The sequence below is a fragment of the Pseudomonas sp. SYWMCR5 genome (assembly GCF_057197165.1).
The window spans coordinates 614,559-636,944 of the sequence record NZ_JBXUNH010000002.1 but is presented as its reverse complement, the minus strand read 5'-3'; the positions used below and the strand labels follow the sequence as shown (position 1 = coordinate 636,944).

Below are 22,386 nucleotides of genomic sequence, written 5' to 3'. Positions count from 1 at the left end.
GACGATGATCGAAGTGTCGCGGTTCTGGCGCGATCCAGCGCTGCCCTTCGTCGAGGCGCGGCGGGTGGGTGATGGGCGCCAGGTGTGTTATGGCCCGCATTCGCATGAAGGTTTTTCCATTGGCGTGGTCACGGGCGGGCGCAGCAGCTACCTGTCCGGTGATACCTGGCGCGAGATTGCGGCCGGGGCCACGGTGCTGATGAACCCTGGCGTGGTACATGCGTGCAATCCGATTGAGGGAGGGGTCTGGTCGTATCTGATGTTGTACGTCGACCTGCCCTGGCTGGAGGCGCAGGGCTTCGTCCTGCCTCAGGCCACCTACAGCGAGTCGCCAGCGCTCTATGCGCGACTGTTGCAACTCTTTGCTGGACTGTTCGATGGCGACACGGACGCCAGCGAGGTGATGCTGACGGCGTTCTTCAAGGCGCTGCCGGGATACCTCGAAGCGGCGCCAGACGCGCATTCCCAGGCACATCCGCGTCTGGAGACGGCAGCGGCCTTCATTCGTGCCCATCGCCTCGACCCTTTGAGCCTCGACGATATTTGCGCCGCCGCGGGGTTGTCGCGGGCTTATCTGATTCGCGCGTTCCGCCGACGCTTCGGCTTGACGCCCCATGGGTATCTGGTCGATCAGCGGGTACAGCACGCCCGGGCGCAGTTGCGCCGCGGACGCGGGATCGCCGAGGTGGCGCTGGAGGCGGGTTTTGCCGATCAGGCGCACCTGCAGCGTGCCTTCAAGCAGCATCTGGCGGCCACGCCGGGGCATTACCGCAGCGGCGGTAGTGCGCGTTAACCCAGCACCAGGTACAGCGCACTGGCGACCAGCAATACCGCCAATCCGCGATTGAACAGACGCATGTGGCGCGGGTTGCCCAGGTACTGACTGATCACGCTGCCAGCCCAGGCCCAACTGGCCACCGAGACGAAGCAGATGGGCGCATACAGCCAGGTGAACAGCCACAGCAGTTGGTGATCGCCGCCAGTGTAGGCGCCGATCCCGGCCACTGAAGCCAGCCAGGCCTTGGGATTGAGCCACTGCATCACAGCGCCGTGCCAGAACGACGGCGCCTGCGCCTGATGACCGGCGTTCAGCTGGCCGTTGTCGCTGGACAGTTTCCAGGCCATGTACAACAGGAACAGCACCCCACCCCAGTGCAGCAGGCGACTTAGCACTGGCCAGCGCAGCAGCACTTCATGCAGCCCCAGGCCGATCAGTACCAGCAGCAGGCAGAATCCCACGCTGGCGCCTGCGGCATGGCCCAGGCTGGCGCGCAGCCCGTGACGTGCACCGCTGCCGAGGGCGACGATATTCACAGGGCCAGGAGAAATCGAGGCCGCGAGGGCGAAGGCGGCCATGGACAGGGACAGGCTCATGAAGGGCTTCCTTGGTGTCGAATGAGGTCAGCATCCTGTGTCACCCTTGAGGTTCTGGTATTGAACGAAAGTGCTCAATCGACGCTGTTACAGCTTTTGTAATAGTTTCACACTGTCAGAAAAACCTGCTTCGATTGTAGGATCACCTTCCCAAATTTCTATCAAGGTATCTATGAGCACCTTCGCGGAGCCCCCTAGTCCTCGGCCGTCCTGGCCATCCTTTCCGCGTCTTCGTGACGTCTCTCCCGAGAGTACCCGCTAATGGAATGGCTAGCTGACCCTACAGCCTGGCTAGGCCTGCTGACGCTTATCGTCCTTGAGCTGGTGCTGGGTATCGACAATCTGGTGTTCATCGCCATCCTCGCCGACAAGTTGCCGCCGCATCAGCGCGACCGTGCCCGGGTGATCGGCCTGACCTTGGCCTTGCTGATGCGCCTGGGCCTGCTTGCCTCCATCTCGTGGATGGTGACGCTGACCGCGCCGCTGTTCGAGGTCTGGGGCAAGAGCTTCTCTGGCCGTGACCTGATCATGCTGTTCGGTGGTGTGTTCCTGTTGTTCAAGGCCACCATGGAGTTGCACGAGCGTCTGGAAGGGCATGTGGCCCAGAGTACCGGTGTTGTGCGTCACGCTGCCTTCTGGCCGATCGTCGCGCAGATCGTCGTACTCGATGCGGTGTTCTCGCTGGATGCGGTAATCACGGCCGTGGGCATGGTCGAGCAGCTCTCGGTGATGATGATCGCAGTGATCTTCTCCATCGGCATCATGATCGTTGCCAGCAAGCCGCTGACCCGTTTCGTCAACGCCCACCCGACGGTGATCATGCTGTGCCTGGGCTTCCTGATGATGATCGGTTTCAGCCTGACTGCCGAAGGCCTGGGCTTCCATATCCCCAAAGGCTATCTGTATGCGGCGATCGGTTTCTCGATCCTGATCGAGCTGTTCAACCAGGTGGCAAGGGCCCGCCGCAAACGCAGCCTGCAACAGCACAAGCCGCTGCGTGAGCGCACGGCCCATGCGGTGCTGCGTTTGCTGGGTGGTCGACGGATGGAGGCTGACGAGGTGGGCGAGGAAATCGCCGACCTGGTCGAAGGGGGGGACGAACAGGTGCTGTTCGACCGCCGTGAGCGGGTGATGATCAGCGGTGTGCTGAACCTGGCCGAGCGACCGATCCGCACCGTGATGACCGTGCGTGCCGAGGTGGATGCGATTGATCTGGCTCTGCCGGATGAGGTCATTACCCAGGCCTTGGTCAACTCGCCCTACTCGCGACTGCCCCTGATTCGTGACGGTCGTATCGATGAGCCGCTGGGCTTCGTGCACAAGAAGGAGTTGCTCAAGGAGTTGCTCTCGGGCAACCAGCCAGACCTTGAAAGCATGGTGCGTACGCCGCTGAACCTGCTGGAGAGTTTCAGTATTCTCAACGCGTTGGAGCAGATGCGTGGTCAGTCCACTCACATCGCCTTCGTGGTCAACGAATTTGGTGACTTCACCGGCGTGCTGACCATGACCGATATCCTCGAGTCCATCGCTGGCGAATTGCCGGACGCCAGTGAGGTGGAAGGGCCGGGGATCGTCGAGGAGGCGGGCGGTTTCGTGGTCAGTGGTGCTCTGAACCTGAGCCAGGTCCAGGCGCGCACCGGCTTTGTCGCCCGCGCCACCGAGGATTACCAGACCCTGGCCGGCCTGGTGATGAGCCTGCTCGATCGTCTGCCGGTGGTGGGCGATCGACTGGCCTGGAACGGTTGGACCATGACGGTAGTGGCAGTGGAGGAGCGCCGGGTACGCCAGGTGCGTCTTACACCGAGCGACGTCGCTGACGCAGCAGGTGCTTGATGCCTTCGAGCACCAGTACCAGCACCGCAGCCCAGATCGGCAGGTAGGTCAGCCACTGGTCAGGCGCGATGCTCTCGCCCAGGAGCAAGGCTACGCCGACCAGCAGCACCGGTTCGACGTAGCTGAGCAAGCCGAACAGGCCGAATGGCAGCAGGCGACTGGCGAGCACGTAGACGATCAGCGCCGAAGCGCTGATCGCGCCCAGCAGTGGGATCAGGCCATACAGGCCTGGATGTGCAGCCAGGTCGGCGCTCGACAGCGGGCCCTGGATCACGAAGTACAAGGCCCATGGCAGCAGCAGGCACATGTCGCACCACAAGCCACCCAGGTGGTCGGTGCGGCAGCGTCGGCGCAGCACGAAATAGATCGGGTAGCCGATCACCACCACCAAGGTCTCCCAGGCGAAACTGCCATGCTGGTAGAGCTCGTGACCGACGCCAAGTGCCGCGCAGCCTACTGCCAGCTTCTGCAGGCGTGAGAGGCGCTCGCCATAAGCCACCCTGCCGGTCAGGACCATGGCCAGCGGCAGCAGGAAATACCCCATCGACACCTCCAGGCTACGCCCGTGCAGCGGCGCCCAGAGGAACAGCCACAACTGGACTCCCAGCAGCCAAGACGTGCCGACCATGCCCAGGAACAGACGAGGGGCCTGGCGAACACGTGCCAACAGTTCGCCGACATGCCTCCAATCCTTGCTGAGCAGCATGAACAGGGTAAGGCATGGCAGGGTCAGCAGGGTGCGCCAGCCGAAGATCTCCTCGCCGTCGAGCGGCGCGAGCATGGAGGTATAGAAGTACATCACGGCGAACAGACAGGATGCCATGACAGACGAGATGATGCCTTTTGACACGAAAGCCTCGGTTGCAGAAGGTGAGCGGACGAATCAGCCGGGCATGATCTCAGGGGGCACGCCCTGGGGCAACCGCAAGCTGGCGGGCTGTGCAGCGAGCGCCTTCAGGAATTCTTCCAGCGGCATTGGCCGGGCATACAGGTAGCCCTGTTGGAAGTCCACCTGGTGGCGCGCCAGGTAATCACGCTGAACGTCGGTTTCCACGCCCTCGGCGACCATGCCGAGCCCCAGCTTGGTCGACAGTTCGATGATGGTGTCGAGGATGTGCTGCGACAGCGCATCGCTGCCGATCATGGCGACGAAACTCTGGTCGATCTTCAGGTAGTCGATCTTGAACTGGCGCAGGTAGTTGAGGCTGGACTGGCCGGTGCCGAAGTCGTCCAGGGCAATCATCACGCCCATCTGGTGGAGCTTTTCGAACAGCTCCAAGGTGATGGGCGTCGCTTCGATCAATTTGCGCTCGGTCAGCTCCAGGGTCAGGACCACCCGGCCAGGTGGAAAATGCTGGAGAAAGGTGCGGCAATCGTCAAGCAGTCGCAGGTCGCGACAGTGGTCGGCGGTGATGTTGATGCCAATGTGGAAGCCGTCCTCCATCAGCGCCGAATAGGGCGCCAGGCCTTGGGCGGTAAGCAGCATCAGGGCACGGGTCATGGGCACGATCTGCCCACTGTGTTCGGCGTAGGGGATGAACAGATCGGGGCGTACCAATCCTTCGTGCGGATGTTGCCAGCGCATCAACACTTCGGCACCGGCCCAGCGGTAGTCACCCTTGCGCACCACCGGCTGAAAGTATGGGATGAACTCGTTCGCCTCCAGCGCCCGGTTCAACTCGGCCCTTGACGACGAGGCGCGTCGCAGTTGCCAGCGACAGGCCAGACCGATAAGTACACCGATGACCAATAGAAGACTGAGCAGCGCCGGGTACTGGCTACGCAGCACTTCCATCGGTTTGTCCGGGCCGTAGCCTCCATGGACGCTGAACGGGTAGCGCACCGAATGTTGAGAGACTGGTGCGCTGGGGGCTGTTGGGGGGACGCCGGTATGGACCAGGCCATCGGCGCTCAACCAATGCTTGCCGATCTGAATCTGCAGGGTTTCGTCATCGGCGATCAGGCGCAGGGCCGTCAGCAGGTGGTCGCCGTCGAGCGTTACGATGGCGCCGCGGCCCTCTTGACCGGTGCGATACACCAACAGCGGATGGCCCGGCGTGACCGAGTTGCCATCCATCAGCCATAGCTGGCCCTCAGTGTAGTCGAGGGTGTTGACCGGTTCGTCGTAATCGCCGAACAGCGAGGAGCAGTACAGGGTGTCGTGGTCGAACAGGTTGGTTGAGCGCACGAACGCATTGCGTGTCACTTGCTCGCGCAGGGCCAGTGTGACTTCGCTACAAGGGCGTCCAGCCAGAGGCAACAGTGCTTGTGCTGCCGTGGAGAGCCCGCCCAGGATACGCTCCATGTGGCTGACGACCTGCTGCACGGTAGCCTGGCTGTTCTCTCGCAGGTCGCGTTCGATCTGCCAGTGCATGATCGCCAGGCCGCACAGCATTGGCAGTGCGCCGACGGCCCAGGGCAGCAGGCTGCGCCAGCTCCAGCGGGCAGAGCGTTTAACCGTAAGAGGCATGCGGGTCTAGACTTGAATGGCTGGTGGTAGCACAAGGATAGCTCGGACCTTCGGCACATTGCCGAACTAAAGCGCGACAAAGGAAATTACGCCCTGTAGAATCAGTTTACGAATACAAGAATAAGGTCTTCCCCTCCTGGGAGGCCGACCCAGCCGAGACCAGGTTCATATGGCATATCACGGGTTCAAGCTGCTCTTTGGCGATTTTCTCTCCCGCAGCGTGAGGGGTATTCCCTGCTCACCACCTTGTCTGTCCGACATCCCAAGCGTTTGACACCGTTTTTTCTGCTGTAGATGAGGACACGAACATGGCTGATATCTTCGACAACCCGATGGGCCTGATGGGCTTTGAGTTCATCGAGTTCGCTTCGCCCACGCCTGGCGTGCTGGAGCCGGTATTCCAGGCACTGGGCTTCACCAAGGTGGCGACTCACCGCTCCAAGGATGTCCACCTTTATCGCCAGGGTGGCATCAACCTGATCCTGAACAACGAACCCAAGAGCATCGCTTCGTACTTTGCTGCCGAGCATGGCCCGTCCGTCTGCGGCATGGCATTCCGCGTGCGCAATGCGCATGAAGCCTATGCCCGTGCACTGGAGCTGGGGGCCCAGCCGGTGGAAATCGAAACCGGCCCGATGGAGCTGCGGCTGCCAGCGATCAAGGGTATCGGCGGTGCGCCGCTGTACCTGATCGACCGCTTCGAGGAAGGCAGCTCGATCTATGACATCGACTTCAACTTTATCGAAGGCATCGACCGCAATCCGGCAGGCGCGGGGCTGAAGATTATCGATCACCTCACGCACAACGTCTACCGCGGGCGAATGAGCTATTGGGCTGGCTTCTACGAGAAGCTGTTCAACTTCCGCGAGATCCGCTACTTCGACATCAAGGGCGAGTACACCGGGTTGACCTCACGTGCCATGACTGCGCCGGACGGCATGATCCGTATTCCGCTGAACGAGGAATCGTCGAAGGGATCGGGCCAGATCGAAGAGTTCCTGATGCAGTTCAACGGCGAAGGCATTCAGCACGTAGCCTTCCTCACCGACGACCTGCTCAAGACCTGGGATGCCCTGAAGGCCATCGGCACACGCTTCATGACCCCGCCGCCACAAACTTACTACGAGATGCTCGAAGAGCGCCTGCCGGGGCACGGCGAGCCGGTCGACCAGTTGCAGGCTCGGGGTATTCTGCTCGATGGTGCGTCCGCGCCAGGCGACAAGCGCCTGTTGTTGCAGATCTTCTCGGAGACCCTGCTGGGGCCGGTGTTCTTCGAATTCATCCAGCGCAAAGGTGACGATGGCTTTGGCGAAGGTAATTTCAAGGCTCTATTCGAGTCCATCGAGCGCGACCAGGTCCGGCGCGGTGTGCTGAACGTCGAATAAGCCTTGAGAACAGGGCGTTACCGGTCAATGACCGGCAACGCCTTATTTGACTGGGTTCCGGTTACGCAAGAGGCTCCAGAGTACGAGCACCGAGGTGAACAGGCCGATGAGCACAAGGGACGGCATGATATTTGTCTTGACCTGTCGTGCCTCACGAGCGGTAAAACCGGCGGGGTAACCTGCTCTGATCACGTAACCGTACTTTTCCGAGACCCCGTTCTGGGGGAACTCCGACAGCGAGGGGCGTCCTGCGTCACGGCTGTCACCTTCGGCCCAGAGGTAGAGGCCGCCAAACTCCAGCAGCAATACAAGCCCGTCCTTGAAGCCGCGCAGTTCGTTACGCAGTTCAAGCCCGTAGGTGCTGGCGATTACCGCATGGGTGTCGGCGACCAAGCGGTACTCCACGAGTACACCATTGGGGATGGTCGGTGAATTCATGTTGAGTCGCAGGTATTCGCCCTTCGCGAAGCGAGGCGTGTGCAAGGGTTTTGTGCCCAGGCTGCTGCAAAACCCGGCATCGTTGCGGGTCAGCACCAACGAGTGAACCCGCGGGTTGCGTCTGGCCTGGCTTTCCAGTTCCTGTTGAACCTCCTTGCATGGCCGGGTGCCCAGCGGCTGCGCGTGCAGTGCCGCGCGATGCAGGCTATCGAAGACACGATCGATAGCGAACACGGCTTCTTCGATGGATACCTTCGCGTTTTCCTCGAGCTGTTTGTTCAATTGGTAGTCCATGACCACCAAACCCGAGATCACAGGGGCTGTGCCGATCAGCATGGAGACCATGAGATTTGTCATGCGGTGGCTCAGATGCCTGGATATGCTCATCGAACTTCTCCCTATCGCTTTGATGTAGGGAGAAGCTTGCTCTGGGCCCCTTGGTGGCGCTGTAAGTCATGTCGTGAACGGATAGGCACAAACCATCTCTTATCTGTGCGATTGATTACGCCTGATGTAGTCGCTAGACCACTTGGTCAGTGACCAGCGCTTGTGAAACAGACCTGATGACAGGTACAAGCGCAGACTGATCAGCAGAATCGTGTTCGGGGCGGCCTATATAGCGATGTGCTAGCCTTCAGATACTTCATGATCTTCAGGAGTTGCCATGGATTCGGAAACCCTGTCTGCCAGGAGCATTGTTCTTGGCTGCTGACGAACAGGCGCAAAGGAGCGCCACACAAGTCATTCATCTGGTTCCTCCGTCGTCTTCGGTCGAGGTGCGCGCTGAGCATATTCTCCGCTTCGACTGGGGCAGCACACCGTTGGGGGCACTATCGCAATGGCCTCCCTCGCTGCGCATCGCGGTGGATATCATGCTGTTGTCGCCGTTTCCCTGTGCGCTGGCCTGGGGTAAGGAGCTGACCCTGATTCCCAGCCAGAACTACCTGGCATTGCTGGCTGACGACCAGTCCCAGGTGGGCGTGCGCTTCGATCAGCTGTGGCAGGTCGAATGGGAACGCATTGGCCCATGGGTGTTCCAGGCACTGGACGGGCGCGCGAGCTTTGTCGACGAATCCCCCCTCCAGGTGCGTTATCGGGAGAATGATGACTATGCCTGGTTCGCGTTCGGCTACGCCCCCCTGCATGATGAGCAAGGCGTGGTCGCCGGGATTTTGCACACAGCGATCAATACCACCGCCAGCGTGGAGCAAATCCGCCAGTGGCGTGAACTGGCGCAGGGCTTCCAGCAACAGATCGGATGTCATCTGCCCAATAGCGACTATCTCTGGCGCTTTTCACGGGATGCGATGATCATCGTCAGCCGCGATCTTGAACTGCTGGCCGCGAACGACGCGTGGCGTCGCGTGTTGGGATGGGACCAGCAGTCATTGAGCGCGATCACGGTCGTCGATTTTGTCCATCCCGCTGATCGTGCGGAGGTCCGGCTGGCGATCAATGAGCTGCTGCTTGGCGAGGTCGTCGAACAGGTGGAATCGCGGCTCAGGCACAAGGATGGGTACTACCGCTGGATGAGTTGGAGTGCGCGGCCCGAGGGTGATGTACTGATTGCGGTAGGGCGGGATATTACCGAAGAGCGCACGACGATCTTGCGCGAGGCCGAGAACCTGCTGCGCGATAGTCAACGAATGGAAACCGTTGGCCAATTGGCAGGCGGCATGGCGCACGAGATGAATAACTTGTTGGCGGGCATTGGCGGTAGCCTGGAGTTGCTCCAGCGCCGCTTGGGCCAGGGGCGCCTGGAGCGCATCGACGAGTACGTGCATGTGGCGCGGGATTCGGTACAGCGTGCGATGGCGTTGACCCATCGGCTATTGGCAATTTCCAGCAGCCAGCCACTGCAGCCGCGTCTACTCGATGTGAATAGCCTGTTGCGCGGCCTTGAACCATTGATTCATCAGGCACTCGGGCCCGAGTTCGTACTGAACTGGCAACTGGATCTCGCGCCCTGGCCAGTGCAGGTGGATCCTGGGCAGTTGGAAGTCGCGATTCTCAATCTGTGCAGCAATGCCCAGGATGCGGTCGTTGAACGGGGTCGCCTGACCATCCGGACGGCCAACGAACGATTTGTGAATGGGGATAAGCACGGTGAAAGCATCCCAGATGGGGATTATGTCGCCATTCATGTCGAAGACGAGGGGCAGGGTATGCCCGCAGACGTGGTAAGCCGTGCGTTCGAGCCGTTCTTCACTACAAAGCCCAAAGGTCGTGGCGCCGGGCTCGGGCTGCCGATGATCTATGGGTTTGCCCGCCAGTCTGGGGGCTATGTGTGGATCCAGTCGATTCCAGGGAAAGGCACCCAGGTTACCCTTCTGTTCCCGCGCCACCCAGGCGAGTTGCCGGTGGTCAGTGAAGGGGTGGAGGTGCCTGTGTTGAAGCGTGGCAGGAGTGAGCGAATACTGTTGGTCGATGACGAGGTCAATTTGCGGGCCTTGATGAAGGAGGTGCTGGTAGAACATGGCTTTGACGTCACCGAAGCCGGCGATGCCGGTATGGCATTGGAGCGCTATCGTGAGGGTGGTCTCTTCGATCTGGTGATCACGGATATCGGGTTGCCGGGTGGTATGAGCGGACGCCAGGTGGGCAAGACGATTCGCCAGGCCAAACCCCTGCAGAAAATCCTGTTCATTACCGGCTATACCGCGCAGCCCATCGAGCGCAGCCTTCTCGACCAGCCGGGAACAGCACTGATGCTCAAGCCATTCTCGCTCGAGAGCCTCGCGGTCCAGGTTCAGCGGATGCTTGAGCCGTGACGGCGATCATGCCTCGCCGAGCATCTGCGCTACGCGCTGGCTCAGTTGGTGCAACTCGAAGGGTTTGCAGATCAATTGCATGCCTGGGTCGAGGAAGCCCTCGCGGGACATGGCCGTTTCCGCGTAGCCGGTAATGAACAGGACCGGCAGGCTCGGGCGTAGTGCGCGGGCAATCTCGGCCAGCTGTCGGCCATTCATGCCTGGCAGCCCGACATCGCTGATAAGCAGCGCAATGGGCTGTGAAGAGCGCAAAAGATTCAGCGCCTGCGTAGCGTCGCAGGCGCTCTGGCATGGAAAACCGTCATCGCGCAGCGCTTGGCAGAGCAGCTCGCGCACTTCGCGGTCGTCCTCCACGATCAGCACCTCGCGGCAGCTTCCTGCGATGGGCGTGCTTGCAACTTCCAAGGCCTGCGGTGGGGTGCTCAGGCAGCGTGGCAGGTAGAGATCGACCCGTGTGCCCTGGCCAATCTGGCTTTCCATCGTGACATGGCCGTGGGACTGCTTGCTGAATCCGTAGACCATCGACAAGCCCAGGCCTATGCCCTGGCCCACAGGCTTGGTACTGAAAAAGGGTTCGAAGGCATGTTCCAGGGTGGCGTGTGACATGCCCTGGCCAGTGTCGCTGAAGGTCAGTTGCAGGTAGTCACCACTGCTCAGGCCTGCGCCCTCAAACTGTTCCGCGTCGATATGCTGATTGCGGGCTTCGATGGACAAATGCCCACCACTGGGCATGGCTTCACGGGCGTTGACCAGCAGGTTGTCCAACGATTCGCGCAACTGCTTGTCGTCTGCCTGGACTGGCCAGAGTGCGTCCGCCATGCGCAAGGATAGTTTCACCGAGTTGCCCAGTGTCGCCTGCAGCCGTGCAGGCTGCAGCAAGGCATGCAGGTCCACTGCTTGGCTCTGCAGCGATTGACGGGAAGAAAAAGCCAGTAGCCTGTGGGTCAGCATTGCTGCGCGGGCTACGGCGTCCTGGCCCATGCGCAGGACTTTGTCGAGCCCTTCGGTACGCCCTTGCTGCAGACGCCTGTCGATCAATTCAAAGCTGCCACCAATGCTGGTCAGCAGGTTATTGAAGTCATGGGCAACGCCGCCTGCCAACTGACCGATAGCTTCCATCTTGCGTGTCTGGTGCCGGGCCTGGCCGTCAGCCTGTTGACTGTCCAGGCGCTCGCGCAGCGCGCTCAGCGCATTGCGCGCCATGTACTGACGACGTCGAGCGCGCAGGGCCTGGTTCGCCGCACCCAGCAGTTGTTGTTCATCGAAGGGGTAGCTCAGGTGCGACAGGTTGCCCAACCGTTGAGGCATCGAACCATTGTCGGTCGTCGCGTGGGTGTTCAGCAGCAATACCGGCAGATCTGACCACTCCGGTTGCTCATCGATGAACCGGTGCAGGGGCGACTGCGGGTCATCGGTCAAGGTCTGCAGGTCGACGATTACCACGGCGACACCCTCGGCCAGCCATAGGCCGAAACGGTCCTTGTCGCCTGTGCACAGGCACGCGATACCGCTTCCAGACAACAGTTTGGCAGCGGTCGCTGCAACCTGCTCGGGTGCGAGGATGAGGGTGCGTTCGTCCAACGACAACGAGCCGGACAAGACAAATCTCCCATGGCAGTCGCCCGGCCGGAAATAGCCGAGCATTCAGCGAGCTACTACCCACTGGACCACCAGGGTTCTGTCAGGGTTCAAGCGAGTTCTACAAACCTTGTTGCAAATAGGGGTCGTCTGGATTCTGTCGCTCAAGTTCGGCCAGCAAGACTTGTACGTTCTGCAATTGGCCAGTTTCCTTCCAGTAGCGAATCAGCAACACCCGTGCACGGCGATTGGCGGGCTGGCGATCGAGCAGGGTTTCCAGTTGCTTCTGCGCTGCTTCGACTTGCTCAAGGTCATGCAGGGTGACGGCCAGCGTGTAGCGATAGTCGGCGTTGTCCGGTTCCAACTCCACGGCACGGGAAAAAGCCAGCAAGGCATATTCCCGTTGATCGTGGCGGCTGAGCCAGAGACCCAGCTCATATTGCAGAAACGCGGAGTCAGGGCGCAGGGCCAAGGCTTTGCCCAACACCTCGCGGGAGGCGTCGTGCTGGCCTTGCCGTTCCAGCAATCGTACCTGCGTTGCCAGCGCCTCCAGATCCTGCGGCGCCAGAGCCAGGCTGCGCTGAAGGGCTGCTTCGGCCTGCGGATAGTCCTGTTCATGAAGGTACAGGCGCGCCAGGTGGACTTGTGCCTCGGCATCGTCGGGCTGTTGTTCGAGTGCTTGCTGATATTGCTCAAGGGCTGCCTGCAGCGGTCGGAAGTACAGGCCGATGGCATCGGGGTCGAGGCCCAGTAGTGCATCCACCACGGCGAACCGTACGCTCTGGTCGTCATCCTCCAGCAAAGGGCCGAGGACCAGGCTGCGTTGGGCGGGTGGCAGCAGGCGCCGGATGCTGGTGATCGCCGCACGACGTACCAGGGGGGCACCATGGTCGAGATCCTGCTGGGCCAATTTCAGCGCCTGTGGGGAGGGGTAGTGAGGCAGTTCGGCGTAGAGCGCAGCACGCCTGATAGGTGGCAGGTCATCGCGTTGCAACTGTTGGTACAGCACCCGTGCCGCACCCGGAAGACCTTCGTGGGCCTGGCGCAGCGCCTTGGCATAGCTCTGTGGCGGCTGGCTGGAGGGCTCTGGTTTCTGGTCGCGCCACAAGTAACCGATCACCCCCGGGATCGCCAGGACGAGCAGCAGTGCGATCAGATAGCGGCGACGTTTGGGCATTAGCGGTACCGGGGGTCAGGAGGGAGTGAGCTTGGGGCAGCTGGCGGTTAAATGCAACGGGGCCAGGCAAGCCTTAGTGTCGTGGGGTTTAGAGGGAGACTGTCCTGCATATGAGACGAATAAGGCTATTTTCCCCGCCTAATTCACGATTGTTTTCATCGGTAGAATGTTCGCCAGCCAAGAGAGGAGATATCTCATGAAAAAGATCCTGGGTATTTACCGTAGCCCCCATGCCCATTGGGTAGGGGATGGTTTCCCCGTGCGCAGCCTCTTCACCTACGACCAGCTCGCACGCCATATCAGCCCGTTCCTGATGCTGGACTACGCCGGCCCTCATACATTCACACCGACCGACGCCCGTCGCGGGGTTGGCCAGCATCCACATCGCGGCTTCGAGACCGTGACCATCGTCTATCAGGGTGAACTCGAACACCGTGACTCCACTGGCGCCGGTGGCTTGATCGGTCCTGGCGACGTGCAGTGGATGACCGCAGCCAATGGCATCATTCATGAGGAATTTCATTCCCCGGCCTTTGCTCGCAGCGGTGGCGTCCTTGAGATGGTGCAACTGTGGGTCAACCTGCCTGCACGTGACAAACTCAGCCCGGCGGGGTACCAGACGCTGCTGGATGCCGAGATTCCACAGGTAGCGCTCGACGAGGGTGTCGGCAGCCTGCGGGTGATCGCAGGTGATTACCAGGGGCATCGGGGGCCTGCCCGGACGTTCACGCCCATGGATGTGTGGGATGTGCGTATGAACGCTGGGGCAACGCTGCAATTACCGATTGCCGAGGGGCGGAATGCCGCACTGGTCGTACTGCATGGGTCGATACAGGTAAACGACCAGCAGGACGTCAGTCCAGCCAGCCTGGTGTTGCTGGAGCGCGAGGGTGAGCATGCCAGGGTCACTGCATTGGAGGACGCCACGCTGTTGCTGCTCAGTGGCGAGCTGATCGATGAGCCGATCGTGGGTTATGGCCCCTTCGTAATGAACACCCAGGCTGAAATTGCCGAAGCATTCGACGACTTCCATGCAGGGCGTTTTGGGCAGATGGTGCCGTCCTGACAGCACACCCCGCGGGGTAGCCGCAGCCTTCAGCCAGAAGCGCGCCAGCTTACCTCGCTGATGCCATAGCGCTCGGCCATGGGTCTGCTGACTTTCTTGATCTTCTCTCGGCCATAGCGCCCGATCTTGCCAACACCGGCATCGCAGCTCGCCCAGTGCCACGCTTCGGCATTATCCATGCGCTCGGCGCGAATGATGAATGACTTGTGCTGGCCATGCAGCGCATAGTCGATCACGAAAAGTTTTGCATCAATCATCGCTACCCGATTCCTCAGCGCAACGCGCAACACGACGGTCCATGGCTTGATGTTGTGAAATCGAGACGGCCGATAAAGTTTGCGCCACCTTCGTCGAACACGACGAACGGTAGTTTTACCGCCGTTTGTCGCATCGCCCAGGTAACCGATTGAACGGGCCATCGTGCAACGGTTTCACTCGCTAGAGTGGATAGGGCTTTTACATCACAGGCCAATATTGAAGAGAGGGTCATGACATGTCGTTGATCGGCGTTTCGATGCTGGAGATGCGTCAGATGATCGAGCAGGCCTGTCTGCCCGATCGTTGCGAGGTCAGCAGCCCGGATGGCGTCAACCTGACCATCCGCGTGGGGCGTGGTGAGAGCCTTGAAGAGGGTTACACGCTGACCGGAATACCGCTGGCCAGCCTGAACAGTTGTCGTGACCTGGTAGCCTTGGTCTGGCAGTTGCGTGAGGGGCAACGAGCAGGGCATGGCCCTGACGGCAAACTGACTACGCAGAAGGTAGCGTTCTAGCGCGCTACCGGCCGTTGACCGAATCACTGCAGCTCAAGCAGCAGATTCAAACCACCATCGCCGCATTTGCCCCGGTCCCGCACTATCCCCCGATATCGGCGTCCCTCCCACGCGAAGGTAACGCTATGGGCACGTTCAACCTTGTCGGGAAGTGGCGGGTGTATGTGCAAGCGCAGCGCGGGACGCCCTTGTAGATCAAGAGCGGCGAGCTGGGCGTGACATTCGACACTCTGTGCCACCGGGCCGAACAGCGTGTCGCGAACATAGTCGAGCTGCAGGCAACTGCTGGGCGCGCGGCCGGGCATCTTCATGGCTGTTGCCTGCGCGTCCGGTGATCATACGCACCAAAGAGTGATTGCATGGGGAATTCTCCGAAGGACCTAAGCATGTTGAGGGCGGCGGCCGGGCGGTGTTCCATTGGTATTTTCTACCGCCGTCCAGGTTCATCGTCCGGCTGCTGGCGCCAGGCTGACAGACGCCGTTCCAGGCCGGCGAGCAAGACATCGAAGAGCAGGGCACAGCATGTGAGAACGATGATGCCCGCCAACACGGTGTTGACATCGAAGGTGGCCTCGGCTTGCAGGATGAGGTACCCGATTCCGCGAGTCGATCCCAGGTATTCACCCACCACGACCCCAACGAACGCCAGGCCGATGACGGTGTTCAGGCTGGAAAACACCCAACCTAGGGCGGCAGGCAGATACACGATACGAACCAGTTGCCAACGGTTGGCGCCAAGCAGTCTCACGTTAGCCAACAATGCAGGGCTTACCTCGCGCACACCCTGGTAGACATTGAAGAACACCGCAAAGAATACCAGCGTGATACCCAGCGCGACTTTCGAGGCGATGCCCAGCCCCAACCACATCACCAGCAAGGGCGCCAGCACCACCCTGGGGACCGCATTGGCGGCCTTGATGAACGGTGACAATACCCGTGCCAGCGTGGGGGTCAGCCCTAACCAGAGGCCGACTGCCAAGCCTGAGGCGAGTCCGAGCAAAAAAGCCAGTATCGTTTCGGTCAGTGTGATCAGCAGGTGAGGGTAGAGCGTGCCGGGAAAATTCAGTGTAGTCAGCAGGTGGTCCCGCCAGTACAGCTCCAACGAGCCGTTGCCAGTGCTCAACCAGCGCCAGAGTTGCTGCAGAACTGCGTGGGGGTGACCGACAAAGAACGCCAGATCGTCGTCGGCAGCCAACCACGACCAGAGTGAAAGCATTGCGAGCAGCAGGGCGGCGCGCAGTAGCCAGAGGGTGGTCCACGACATGTCAGCCTCGGTCGTTTGTGGGGGTGGGAGGCAGGTGCCCCAGCGCGTGCCAGAGACGCTGGTACAGGGCTGCGGACTCGGGATCCTTGCGTAGTGACAACGTGTCGCGTGGGCGTGGCAGGGGAATTCGAATGTCTTCGATGCACCGGGATGCGGGGCCGGCGTTGAATACCAGGACGCGGTCAGCGAGGGTGATGGCTTCGTCGAGATCATGGGTGACGAATAGCACCGATTTGCGTCGTTCGCCCCACAATTCGAGCAACAATTGCTGCATGGCTTGGCGCGTTTGCGCATCCAGCGCAGCGAAAGGCTCATCCATGAGCAGCAGCGAAGCGTTGTGGATCAGCGCCTGGGCTAGGGCAACACGTTTGCGCATGCCGCCGGACAATTGATGAGGGTAGTGATCGGGAACGTCGGTCAGCCCGACCCGCCTCAACCATTGAACGGCTTGCTGGTTGGCGTGTCGCTTGTCCAAGCCGCGCAGTTGCAGGGGGAGGCTCACATTGTCGAGCGCCGTGCGCCACGGCAACAGCGCATCGTGTTGAAACATGTAGGAGGCGTGGCGGTTCAACCCGAGCAAGGGTTTTCCATGGCAGCGGATCTGCCCGCCGTGGGCCGGTTTGAGCCCTGCGGCGAGGTCGAGCAGGGTCGATTTGCCGCAACCGGTAGGGCCAAGCACGCAGACGAACTCACCTTCACGTACAGTGAGATCGACCCGTGCCAATGCCAGCAAGCGATCGTGGCGGGCTTCCACGTCGAGCATTTCCAGAGCGAGGGTGGATGTCATGGTTGCAAGGCTTGATCAACGAATTGATTGGTCCAGGTTGCCTGGAGGTCGATCTGGCGTTCGGCCATGATCGGGTCGAAACTCTGCAGTGCCTGCAAGGCGTTGCGCGCCCCCTCTTCAGGGAAGCGGCCGTTTACGCTGAGGGATGACTGGATGTTTCGAAACGCCTGGCGATAAAGCGCCGCGTCGCCCATCAGGTAGGGTGTTGGCACCAGTTCGGCGACTTCGGCATCCGTGGCGTCGTGTAGCCAGGTCAGTGCCTTGAGCATGGCATTGGTCAGGGCTTGGATGGTCTGTGGGTTGTTCTGGATATAGATGCTTTTGGCATAGAGGGTGTTCGCCGGCATGGGGCCGCCGAACAGGGCTGCGGTGCCGGCTGGCGTGCGCGCATCTGCGATCAGGCGTATTGCCTGTTGTTGTTCCAGCAGGCTGATCAAGGGTTCGGCGTTGGCCAGTGCGTCGATCTTGCCGCTCAGCATCGCCTGCACGGCTGTCGCGCCGGTGCCAACGGTGGCAAATGCAACGTCCTCGGGGCTGAGCCCTCCCTGTGCCAGCACGCGGTTGGCGAGCATCTGGGTTGAGGAGCCGGGCGCACTGATGCCGATGGTCTTGCCTCGCAGGTCTGCGATCGACCGATAATTCGACAGAGTTTTGGAGGAGATGCCCATGGCGAGCTGGGGGGTCTCGCTTGCCAGCACGAACGCCTGAAGTGCCTGGCCGCGAGCCTGCAGACGCAAGGTGTGCTCGTAGGCACCGCTGACCACCTGTACGGCATCGGCCACCAGCGCTTGCGCCGCCTTGCCGCCACCGGTGAAGTCGATGACTTTCACATCGAGGCCTTCATCGCGGAAATAACCCTGCTCCAGTGCGACTGTCAGCGGCAGGTTATAAATGACCGCCTGGCCACCGACGCCCAGGTGGACAGGGGTCAGAGCCTGTGGTTGCTTCTTGGCCGTGGCGGATGCTGCAACCAGCAGCATCAAGCAACTGAAAACAAATGCGCGCATGGCACCTCCTTGTTGTGGAGGTTCACAGGGTAGGGCATCAAGGCTTGGGTGAGAGGGTGAGACGCTCCGAATTGCGTGTAGGAGTGCTCCTAAAACCCCTTTGGCTACTGAGCGTCAGGGTTGACGTTCGGCTACCGCTCTCAGCGTTCTGAGCGTGACCATTGGCGCGTCGACCACAAAGCGATTGGCCAGCCAGCCCGGTACATCGCCAGCGGGATCGGCTTGCAGGCGATAGGTGACCTGGGTATCGCGTTCGGCCAGTGGGTGCATGATCCACTCACCTTGCAATTGGCGCACGCGAATGAAGCCAGGGGCCTCGGGCACCTTTTCCGGGTCAGCGCTGAGCCTGCGAACCAGCGAGCCGTCGTCCAGCCGCTCGGTGCGTACGCGCAGGACCATGTCCCGCGGTTGCGCGGGCCAAGGCAGCTCGGTGGTGAGGTAGACCCAGGTACTGTCGCCATCGACCTCCAGCAGGCGCATCTGTGCGCAGGCATACAACCATTTGCAGGCGACACGCAGGTTTTCCTGAAGGTCGCTCAGGGTGCGAACACTGGCCTTGATCCGGACAACGCCGCGAAATTGCTGGTAGGGGGAGCCCTGGACGTCGCCAAGATAAATGTCGATGCCGCTTTCCTGATGGGCGAGGCGCCAGTTGTCGGCAGACAACGCAAGCGTCGGCAGCAGGAGTGCGCAGAGCAGGGCGAGGTGAAGTCGGGACAGGAGCTGCGGCATGTTCGGGCTCCACACTGGGGATCACCGTAGTATGCGCGGGAACAGGCAGAACGATCATGAAGATGGTGTTGCGCCGATCAGGGCCGTGGCCGACCCCGATCGGTTGATGCAGGCGGGCGCCTCAGCGCTGCGGATTGAGCGTCAGGTGCACGTGGCGGTTCACGTCCTTGTACAGCAGGTAGCTGAACGGACCGGGACCACCCGAATAGCAGGCTTGCGGGCAGAACGCACGCAGCCACATGAAGTCACCGGCTTCGACTTCCACCCAGTCCTGGTTGAGGCGATATACCGCCTTGCCTTCGAGCACATACAGGCCGTGTTCCATGACGTGGGTTTCGGCAAACGGAATCACGCCGCCTGGCTGGAAGGTCACGATGTTGACGTGCATGTCGTGACGCATGTCGGCCATATCGACGAAGCGGGTGGTGACCCAGCGTCCTTCGGTGCCCGGCATCTCGATGACCGTGGCGTTATCGCGGTGGGTAACGAACGATTCTGGAACCGCCAGGCCTTCGACCTTCTGGTAGTGCTTGCGCAGCCAATGGAACGTGACGTTGGCCTTGCTGTTGTTGCGCAGGCTCCACTCGGCCCCTGGCGCGAGGAAGGCATAGCCGCCAGGCACCAGGGTGTGGTGCTTGCCTTCGACAGTGATGTCGATCTCACCTTCGACGACGAACACCACGGCTTCGGCATTAGGGTCCAGCTCAGGGCGTTCGCTGCCGCCCTCAGGGGCGACTTCGACGATGTACTGCGAGAAGGTTTCGGCAAAGCCGGTCAGCGGGCGAGCGATGACCCACATGCGCATCTTGTCCCAGAACGGCAAGTGGCTGGTGACGATGTCACGCATTACGCCCTTGGGAATGACGGCATAGGCCTCGGTGAACATGGCACGGTCAGTCAGCAGCTCGGTTTGAGCCGGGTGCCCACCGTGGGGGGCGAAGTAGGAGTGATTCGACATGGACAGTCTCGACTTGTTGTTCTCTCCCCGTGCCGTGAACCGCACCGGCCGGTGCGGCGCAGGGGATGCACGGACAGCATAGGGGCGAGGCCCTGGCATCCACAAATTAAATGTTGGAATACCCGGTATTTGCTTGCTGAATGCTGAGCGGCCGTGCTGTCAGCGATTGCTGGTCAGCCGCTGCTGGGCCGCCACGCAACCGTTGATCTCCACCGCCCTCTGCAGCAACGCCTGACGCCGTTGTGGGTCGAGTTCACCTAGCAGGCGATAGACCTCCGCCTGGTAGTCACGCTGACGCCCCCACTGGAGCTCCAGGCCTTGCGGACGACTGCGGTTGCAAGCCAGGCGAGTGGCGGGCTGCGGATAGTAGGCGGCGTAAAGGGTCGCCATGCTCGGAATGGCTTCCAGCGCCTCGCGGTAGGCGGGGGTGGTGTTGTAGGACGGACACCAGTTGGCGATCGCCGTCGCTGGTGGGGCGAAACCCTGGCGCAGGCTGGCTTCGAGCAGTGGACAGGCCGCGTCGGCAATCTTCCCGGCGGGCAGGTAGGTCATGTAGTACAGCGCCAGACGGTACTGCGCCACGGGATGGCCCAAGGCAACCGACTTTTCCAGCAAGGCTACCGCCGTTGGCAATGTGCGTGCCATCGCCTGGCCCTGGCGGCTGAGCTCCGGATCATTGGTATCGGCTGTGCGCAGTGGGCTGGCGCTGTCATCCTCGGTGTCGGCCTGCTCGAGCAGTGGCAATGCCTGGCGGTAGAGCAGGTCGGCATGGGGATCGATGCGAACGTCGAGCGCCTGGGCGGCAAACGGCGTCAGCGCCGCGAACAAGCCCGAAAGGAAGACGGCTCGACTCACGAATGGGCCTCGCAGGCTGGCGCCCAGGTGAGACGAACCAGAAGCGTTTGGGCAGCAAGAGTGTTCATGACGTGTACGCGTTTGCCTCGGGCGACCGGGAGCGGTGATGGATCATTCTAGCCATCCCGAGGTGCTGTCGAAAGAGTCTTTGTTTGCTGTCAGACGAGCTTGAAAGGCGTGACCTTGCGGTTAGCGTACTTTTCCTGGGCCAACCCCAGCTTTGCGGTGATGACCTTGGCCAAGGCGTTGTTGCCCAGATCATTGAAATGCAGACGATCGATGAACAGATGCTCATTGAATACCGGTGAGCTGCTGAGCATGCCGTTCATGTCATAGCAGGGTACGGTCTGCGCCTGACTCTTGATGCGCCGGAAGAAGGTTGAATGCAATTGACTGTCGTAGACACCCTCCAGCAAGCGGTCGAAGTTGCCCGGCTGACGGTCCAGCGCCGACAGCATGGCATGTTCGCTGGCGGGCAACTGCTCGCGGCACCAGGGCAGCAGTGGCTGAAGGATGAACGTCAGGGTGGTATGGCTGTCGGCCAGTAGTTGCTCCCATTGGCACAGGGTGCGGCCGATGCAATCGGCGGCACGAAGCAGGCGTTTTTCCGGCGCTGACAGCGGCCAGGCGCAGGGTGACGGTGGCGAACGACGGGGCGCGAGACTTTGCCCTAGGCGCTGCCAAAACGAGGCCCGCCCGGGTTTGGCCGGTATTTGCACGCCTTCGTTGAAACTGTTGAGAAAACGCTGGTACGGCCGTGCTCCTTCAGGTTCCTGGTCGCCTGCGAGGATTTCGCCAAGCCCTTCCTGGGCCAGGGTGTTGAGGCCACTGAGGACCACGACATGGCCGATCTGGCCGAGGCGATGCTGATGACTGAGGAACATCAGCAGCTCCTGGGTGGCGTTCAGACCGCAGCCGGCCAGGTTCAACCAGATCTCGCCGGTGAGCATCGACAGGTAGGACGCCACGGTGTGTTCATCGGAACTGGCGCCGATACCCAGGGCGGTAGAGCCGCCCACCAGCAGGTTGATACGCGCCGCGCCGCCGCGCTCGGCCAGTGAAAAGCGCTTGCCGGCACAGTGGCTGTAGCGCAGGCCCAGGGCGTCGGTGTTGATGGTGTCGGAGCGGTAGCCACGCTCATGCACGTAAAGGGTATGCGGCGCGCGACGTCCGCCCAGCAGCAGGAAGCGCTGGTAGTCTTCTCGCAGGGGAATGGCGCTGCCCACGTCCGGGGTGATGTCGATCGGTGTCATGGGCGCTCCTGGGTATCGGGCGGGCTCAGGCGGCCAGTTCCTTGAGGTTGTAGAGCAGCCCCCCCGCGGCGATCAGCAGCAGGGCGACGCCAGACGCCAGGCTGATCAGGCGGTTGCTGCGCTGCGAGGCGATCTTGCCGATGGCGAAGATGTAGAGGCTCAAAACCGCGAAGTCGATGGCGATCCACAGCAGCGACAGCACTACCATGCTCTTCTCGAAGGATTCAGTGACCTGGATGAACTGCGGGAAGAAGGCAATGAAGAAGATGATGTCCTTGGGATTGGAAATGCCCACCATGAAACCTTGCAGCAGGCCGCCTCGGCCAGTGCTGCGCGGTGTTTCGACCGTTTCGGCAGCGTGCTCCCGGGGTTGCTGCTGCAGGGCTTCGCGCAGCGTGCCCACGGCAATGTAGCCAATGAACAGGCAGCCCAGCAGGCTCATGCCGCTGAGCCAGGCTTTGTCGATGGCGGCGCTGGTCATGATGATCCAGGCTGCAGCACCAATCAGCACCAGTGACGCCCAGTTGGTGCCGACGGCGGTGAACAGGGCTTTGCGCGAACCGGAGGCGGCAGCGGTATTGACGATCAGCGCCACTACCGGGCCTGGCGTGGCGATCAGCAGCAGGACGGTGAGGGCGTAGGTAGCAGTCAGTGCGGTATTCACGT

The 22,386-nt window shown here is 61.2% G+C and carries 22 protein-coding genes; 6 read left to right on the top strand and 16 right to left on the bottom strand.

The genetic code is table 11. The features are described from left to right. The first annotated feature begins 4 nt into the window (after nt 1-4). Entirely contained in the window at nt 5-793 is a 789-nt protein-coding gene (locus AC2CGW_RS08710; RefSeq protein ID WP_484573884.1) for an AraC family transcriptional regulator, read from the top strand. On the opposite strand, the gene AC2CGW_RS08705 is transcribed toward AC2CGW_RS08710, so the two are convergent. After that, nucleotides 790-1,374, bottom strand: coding sequence for a LysE family translocator (locus tag AC2CGW_RS08705; protein ID WP_186664951.1), 585 nt, complete (start codon nt 1,372-1,374; stop codon nt 790-792). The two genes, AC2CGW_RS08710 and AC2CGW_RS08705, sit on opposite strands and share 4 nt — an antisense overlap. A gap of 261 nt (nt 1,375-1,635) precedes the next feature. Between AC2CGW_RS08705 and AC2CGW_RS08700 the strand changes: the two genes are divergently transcribed. After that, nucleotides 1,636-3,207 carry a TerC family protein gene (locus AC2CGW_RS08700; RefSeq protein WP_186664950.1) on the top strand — a complete coding sequence of 524 codons (1,572 nt, stop codon included), beginning with the start codon at nt 1,636-1,638 and terminating at the stop codon, nt 3,205-3,207. On the opposite strand, the gene rarD is transcribed toward AC2CGW_RS08700, so the two are convergent. Both rarD and AC2CGW_RS08690 read right to left on the bottom strand, forming a co-directional pair. Further along, nucleotides 3,170-4,057, bottom strand: a complete 888-nt coding sequence (gene rarD / locus AC2CGW_RS08695; protein WP_186708175.1) for an EamA family transporter RarD — start codon at nt 4,055-4,057, stop codon at nt 3,170-3,172. The two genes, AC2CGW_RS08700 and rarD, sit on opposite strands and share 38 nt — an antisense overlap. Before the next feature lie 33 nt (nt 4,058-4,090). After that, nucleotides 4,091-5,677 carry an EAL domain-containing protein gene (locus AC2CGW_RS08690; protein WP_186664948.1) on the bottom strand — a complete coding sequence of 529 codons (1,587 nt, stop codon included), beginning with the start codon at nt 5,675-5,677 and terminating at the stop codon, nt 4,091-4,093. A 308-nt stretch (nt 5,678-5,985) separates the two neighbouring features. On the opposite strand from AC2CGW_RS08690, the gene hppD reads away from it, so the two are divergent. Next, complete coding sequence (gene hppD / locus AC2CGW_RS08685; RefSeq protein ID WP_186664947.1) at nt 5,986-7,062, top strand: 4-hydroxyphenylpyruvate dioxygenase; 1,077 nt, start codon at nt 5,986-5,988, stop codon at nt 7,060-7,062. A 42-nt stretch (nt 7,063-7,104) separates the two neighbouring features. Here hppD and AC2CGW_RS08680 read toward each other — a convergent pair whose 3' ends face one another. Next, complete coding sequence (locus tag AC2CGW_RS08680; RefSeq protein WP_484573883.1) at nt 7,105-7,887, bottom strand: CSS-motif domain-containing protein; 783 nt, start codon at nt 7,885-7,887, stop codon at nt 7,105-7,107. A gap of 314 nt (nt 7,888-8,201) precedes the next feature. On the opposite strand from AC2CGW_RS08680, the gene AC2CGW_RS08675 reads away from it, so the two are divergent. Beyond that, nucleotides 8,202-10,271 (top strand): hybrid sensor histidine kinase/response regulator, encoded by a 2,070-nt coding sequence (locus AC2CGW_RS08675; protein ID WP_484573882.1) that lies wholly within the window; start codon nt 8,202-8,204, stop codon nt 10,269-10,271. Between the two features lie 6 nt (nt 10,272-10,277). Here the strand turns inward: AC2CGW_RS08675 and AC2CGW_RS08670 are convergent, their stop codons facing one another. Together AC2CGW_RS08670 and AC2CGW_RS08665 are read right to left on the bottom strand one after the other, a co-directional pair. Next, entirely contained in the window at nt 10,278-11,870 is a 1,593-nt protein-coding gene (locus AC2CGW_RS08670; RefSeq protein ID WP_288376678.1) for a response regulator, read from the bottom strand. Between the two features lie 100 nt (nt 11,871-11,970). Beyond that, complete coding sequence (locus AC2CGW_RS08665; protein WP_186708165.1) at nt 11,971-13,026, bottom strand: tetratricopeptide repeat protein; 1,056 nt, start codon at nt 13,024-13,026, stop codon at nt 11,971-11,973. 196 nt (nt 13,027-13,222) lie between these two features. On the opposite strand from AC2CGW_RS08665, the gene AC2CGW_RS08660 reads away from it, so the two are divergent. Beyond that, entirely contained in the window at nt 13,223-14,092 is an 870-nt protein-coding gene (locus AC2CGW_RS08660; protein WP_484573881.1) for a pirin family protein, read from the top strand. A gap of 29 nt (nt 14,093-14,121) precedes the next feature. On the opposite strand, the gene AC2CGW_RS08655 is transcribed toward AC2CGW_RS08660, so the two are convergent. Next, entirely contained in the window at nt 14,122-14,349 is a 228-nt protein-coding gene (locus AC2CGW_RS08655; protein ID WP_186665429.1) for a DUF6555 family protein, read from the bottom strand. 236 nt (nt 14,350-14,585) lie between these two features. Between AC2CGW_RS08655 and AC2CGW_RS08650 the strand changes: the two genes are divergently transcribed. Then, nucleotides 14,586-14,864 (top strand): DUF1652 domain-containing protein, encoded by a 279-nt coding sequence (locus AC2CGW_RS08650; RefSeq protein ID WP_484573880.1) that lies wholly within the window; start codon nt 14,586-14,588, stop codon nt 14,862-14,864. A 23-nt stretch (nt 14,865-14,887) separates the two neighbouring features. Here the strand turns inward: AC2CGW_RS08650 and AC2CGW_RS08645 are convergent, their stop codons facing one another. The 9 genes from AC2CGW_RS08645 to AC2CGW_RS08605 form a co-directional block, all read right to left on the bottom strand. After that, a complete protein-coding gene (locus tag AC2CGW_RS08645) occupies nt 14,888-15,175 on the bottom strand; it encodes a hypothetical protein (RefSeq protein ID WP_186664939.1) in 288 nt (95 codons plus the stop codon). 116 nt (nt 15,176-15,291) lie between these two features. Continuing rightward, nucleotides 15,292-16,128, bottom strand: coding sequence for an ABC transporter permease (locus tag AC2CGW_RS08640; protein WP_186719272.1), 837 nt, complete (start codon nt 16,126-16,128; stop codon nt 15,292-15,294). A gap of 1 nt (nt 16,129) precedes the next feature. Beyond that, nucleotides 16,130-16,915, bottom strand: a complete 786-nt coding sequence (locus tag AC2CGW_RS08635) for an ABC transporter ATP-binding protein (protein WP_484573879.1) — start codon at nt 16,913-16,915, stop codon at nt 16,130-16,132. Continuing rightward, nucleotides 16,912-17,922 (bottom strand): ABC transporter substrate-binding protein, encoded by a 1,011-nt coding sequence (locus AC2CGW_RS08630; protein WP_484573878.1) that lies wholly within the window; start codon nt 17,920-17,922, stop codon nt 16,912-16,914. Before AC2CGW_RS08630 ends, AC2CGW_RS08635 begins: the two co-directional genes overlap by 4 nt. Nucleotides 17,923-18,036: 114 nt before the next feature. Further along, nucleotides 18,037-18,654 (bottom strand): START domain-containing protein, encoded by a 618-nt coding sequence (locus AC2CGW_RS08625; RefSeq protein WP_186664932.1) that lies wholly within the window; start codon nt 18,652-18,654, stop codon nt 18,037-18,039. Between the two features lie 121 nt (nt 18,655-18,775). Then, nucleotides 18,776-19,612: a bifunctional allantoicase/(S)-ureidoglycine aminohydrolase gene (locus AC2CGW_RS08620; protein WP_054890674.1), complete on the bottom strand. Its 837-nt coding sequence runs from the start codon at nt 19,610-19,612 to the stop codon at nt 18,776-18,778. A gap of 159 nt (nt 19,613-19,771) precedes the next feature. Beyond that, a complete protein-coding gene (locus AC2CGW_RS08615) occupies nt 19,772-20,467 on the bottom strand; it encodes a sel1 repeat family protein (protein WP_484573877.1) in 696 nt (231 codons plus the stop codon). Nucleotides 20,468-20,625: 158 nt separating this feature from the next. Beyond that, nucleotides 20,626-21,720 (bottom strand): hypothetical protein, encoded by a 1,095-nt coding sequence (locus tag AC2CGW_RS08610; protein ID WP_484573876.1) that lies wholly within the window; start codon nt 21,718-21,720, stop codon nt 20,626-20,628. A 25-nt stretch (nt 21,721-21,745) separates the two neighbouring features. Next, the gene (locus AC2CGW_RS08605; protein ID WP_186664924.1) at nt 21,746-22,384 is read right to left on the bottom strand and encodes a LysE family translocator; all 639 of its coding nucleotides are present in this window, start codon (nt 22,382-22,384) and stop codon (nt 21,746-21,748) included. Between the last annotated feature and the right edge of the window lie 2 nt (nt 22,385-22,386).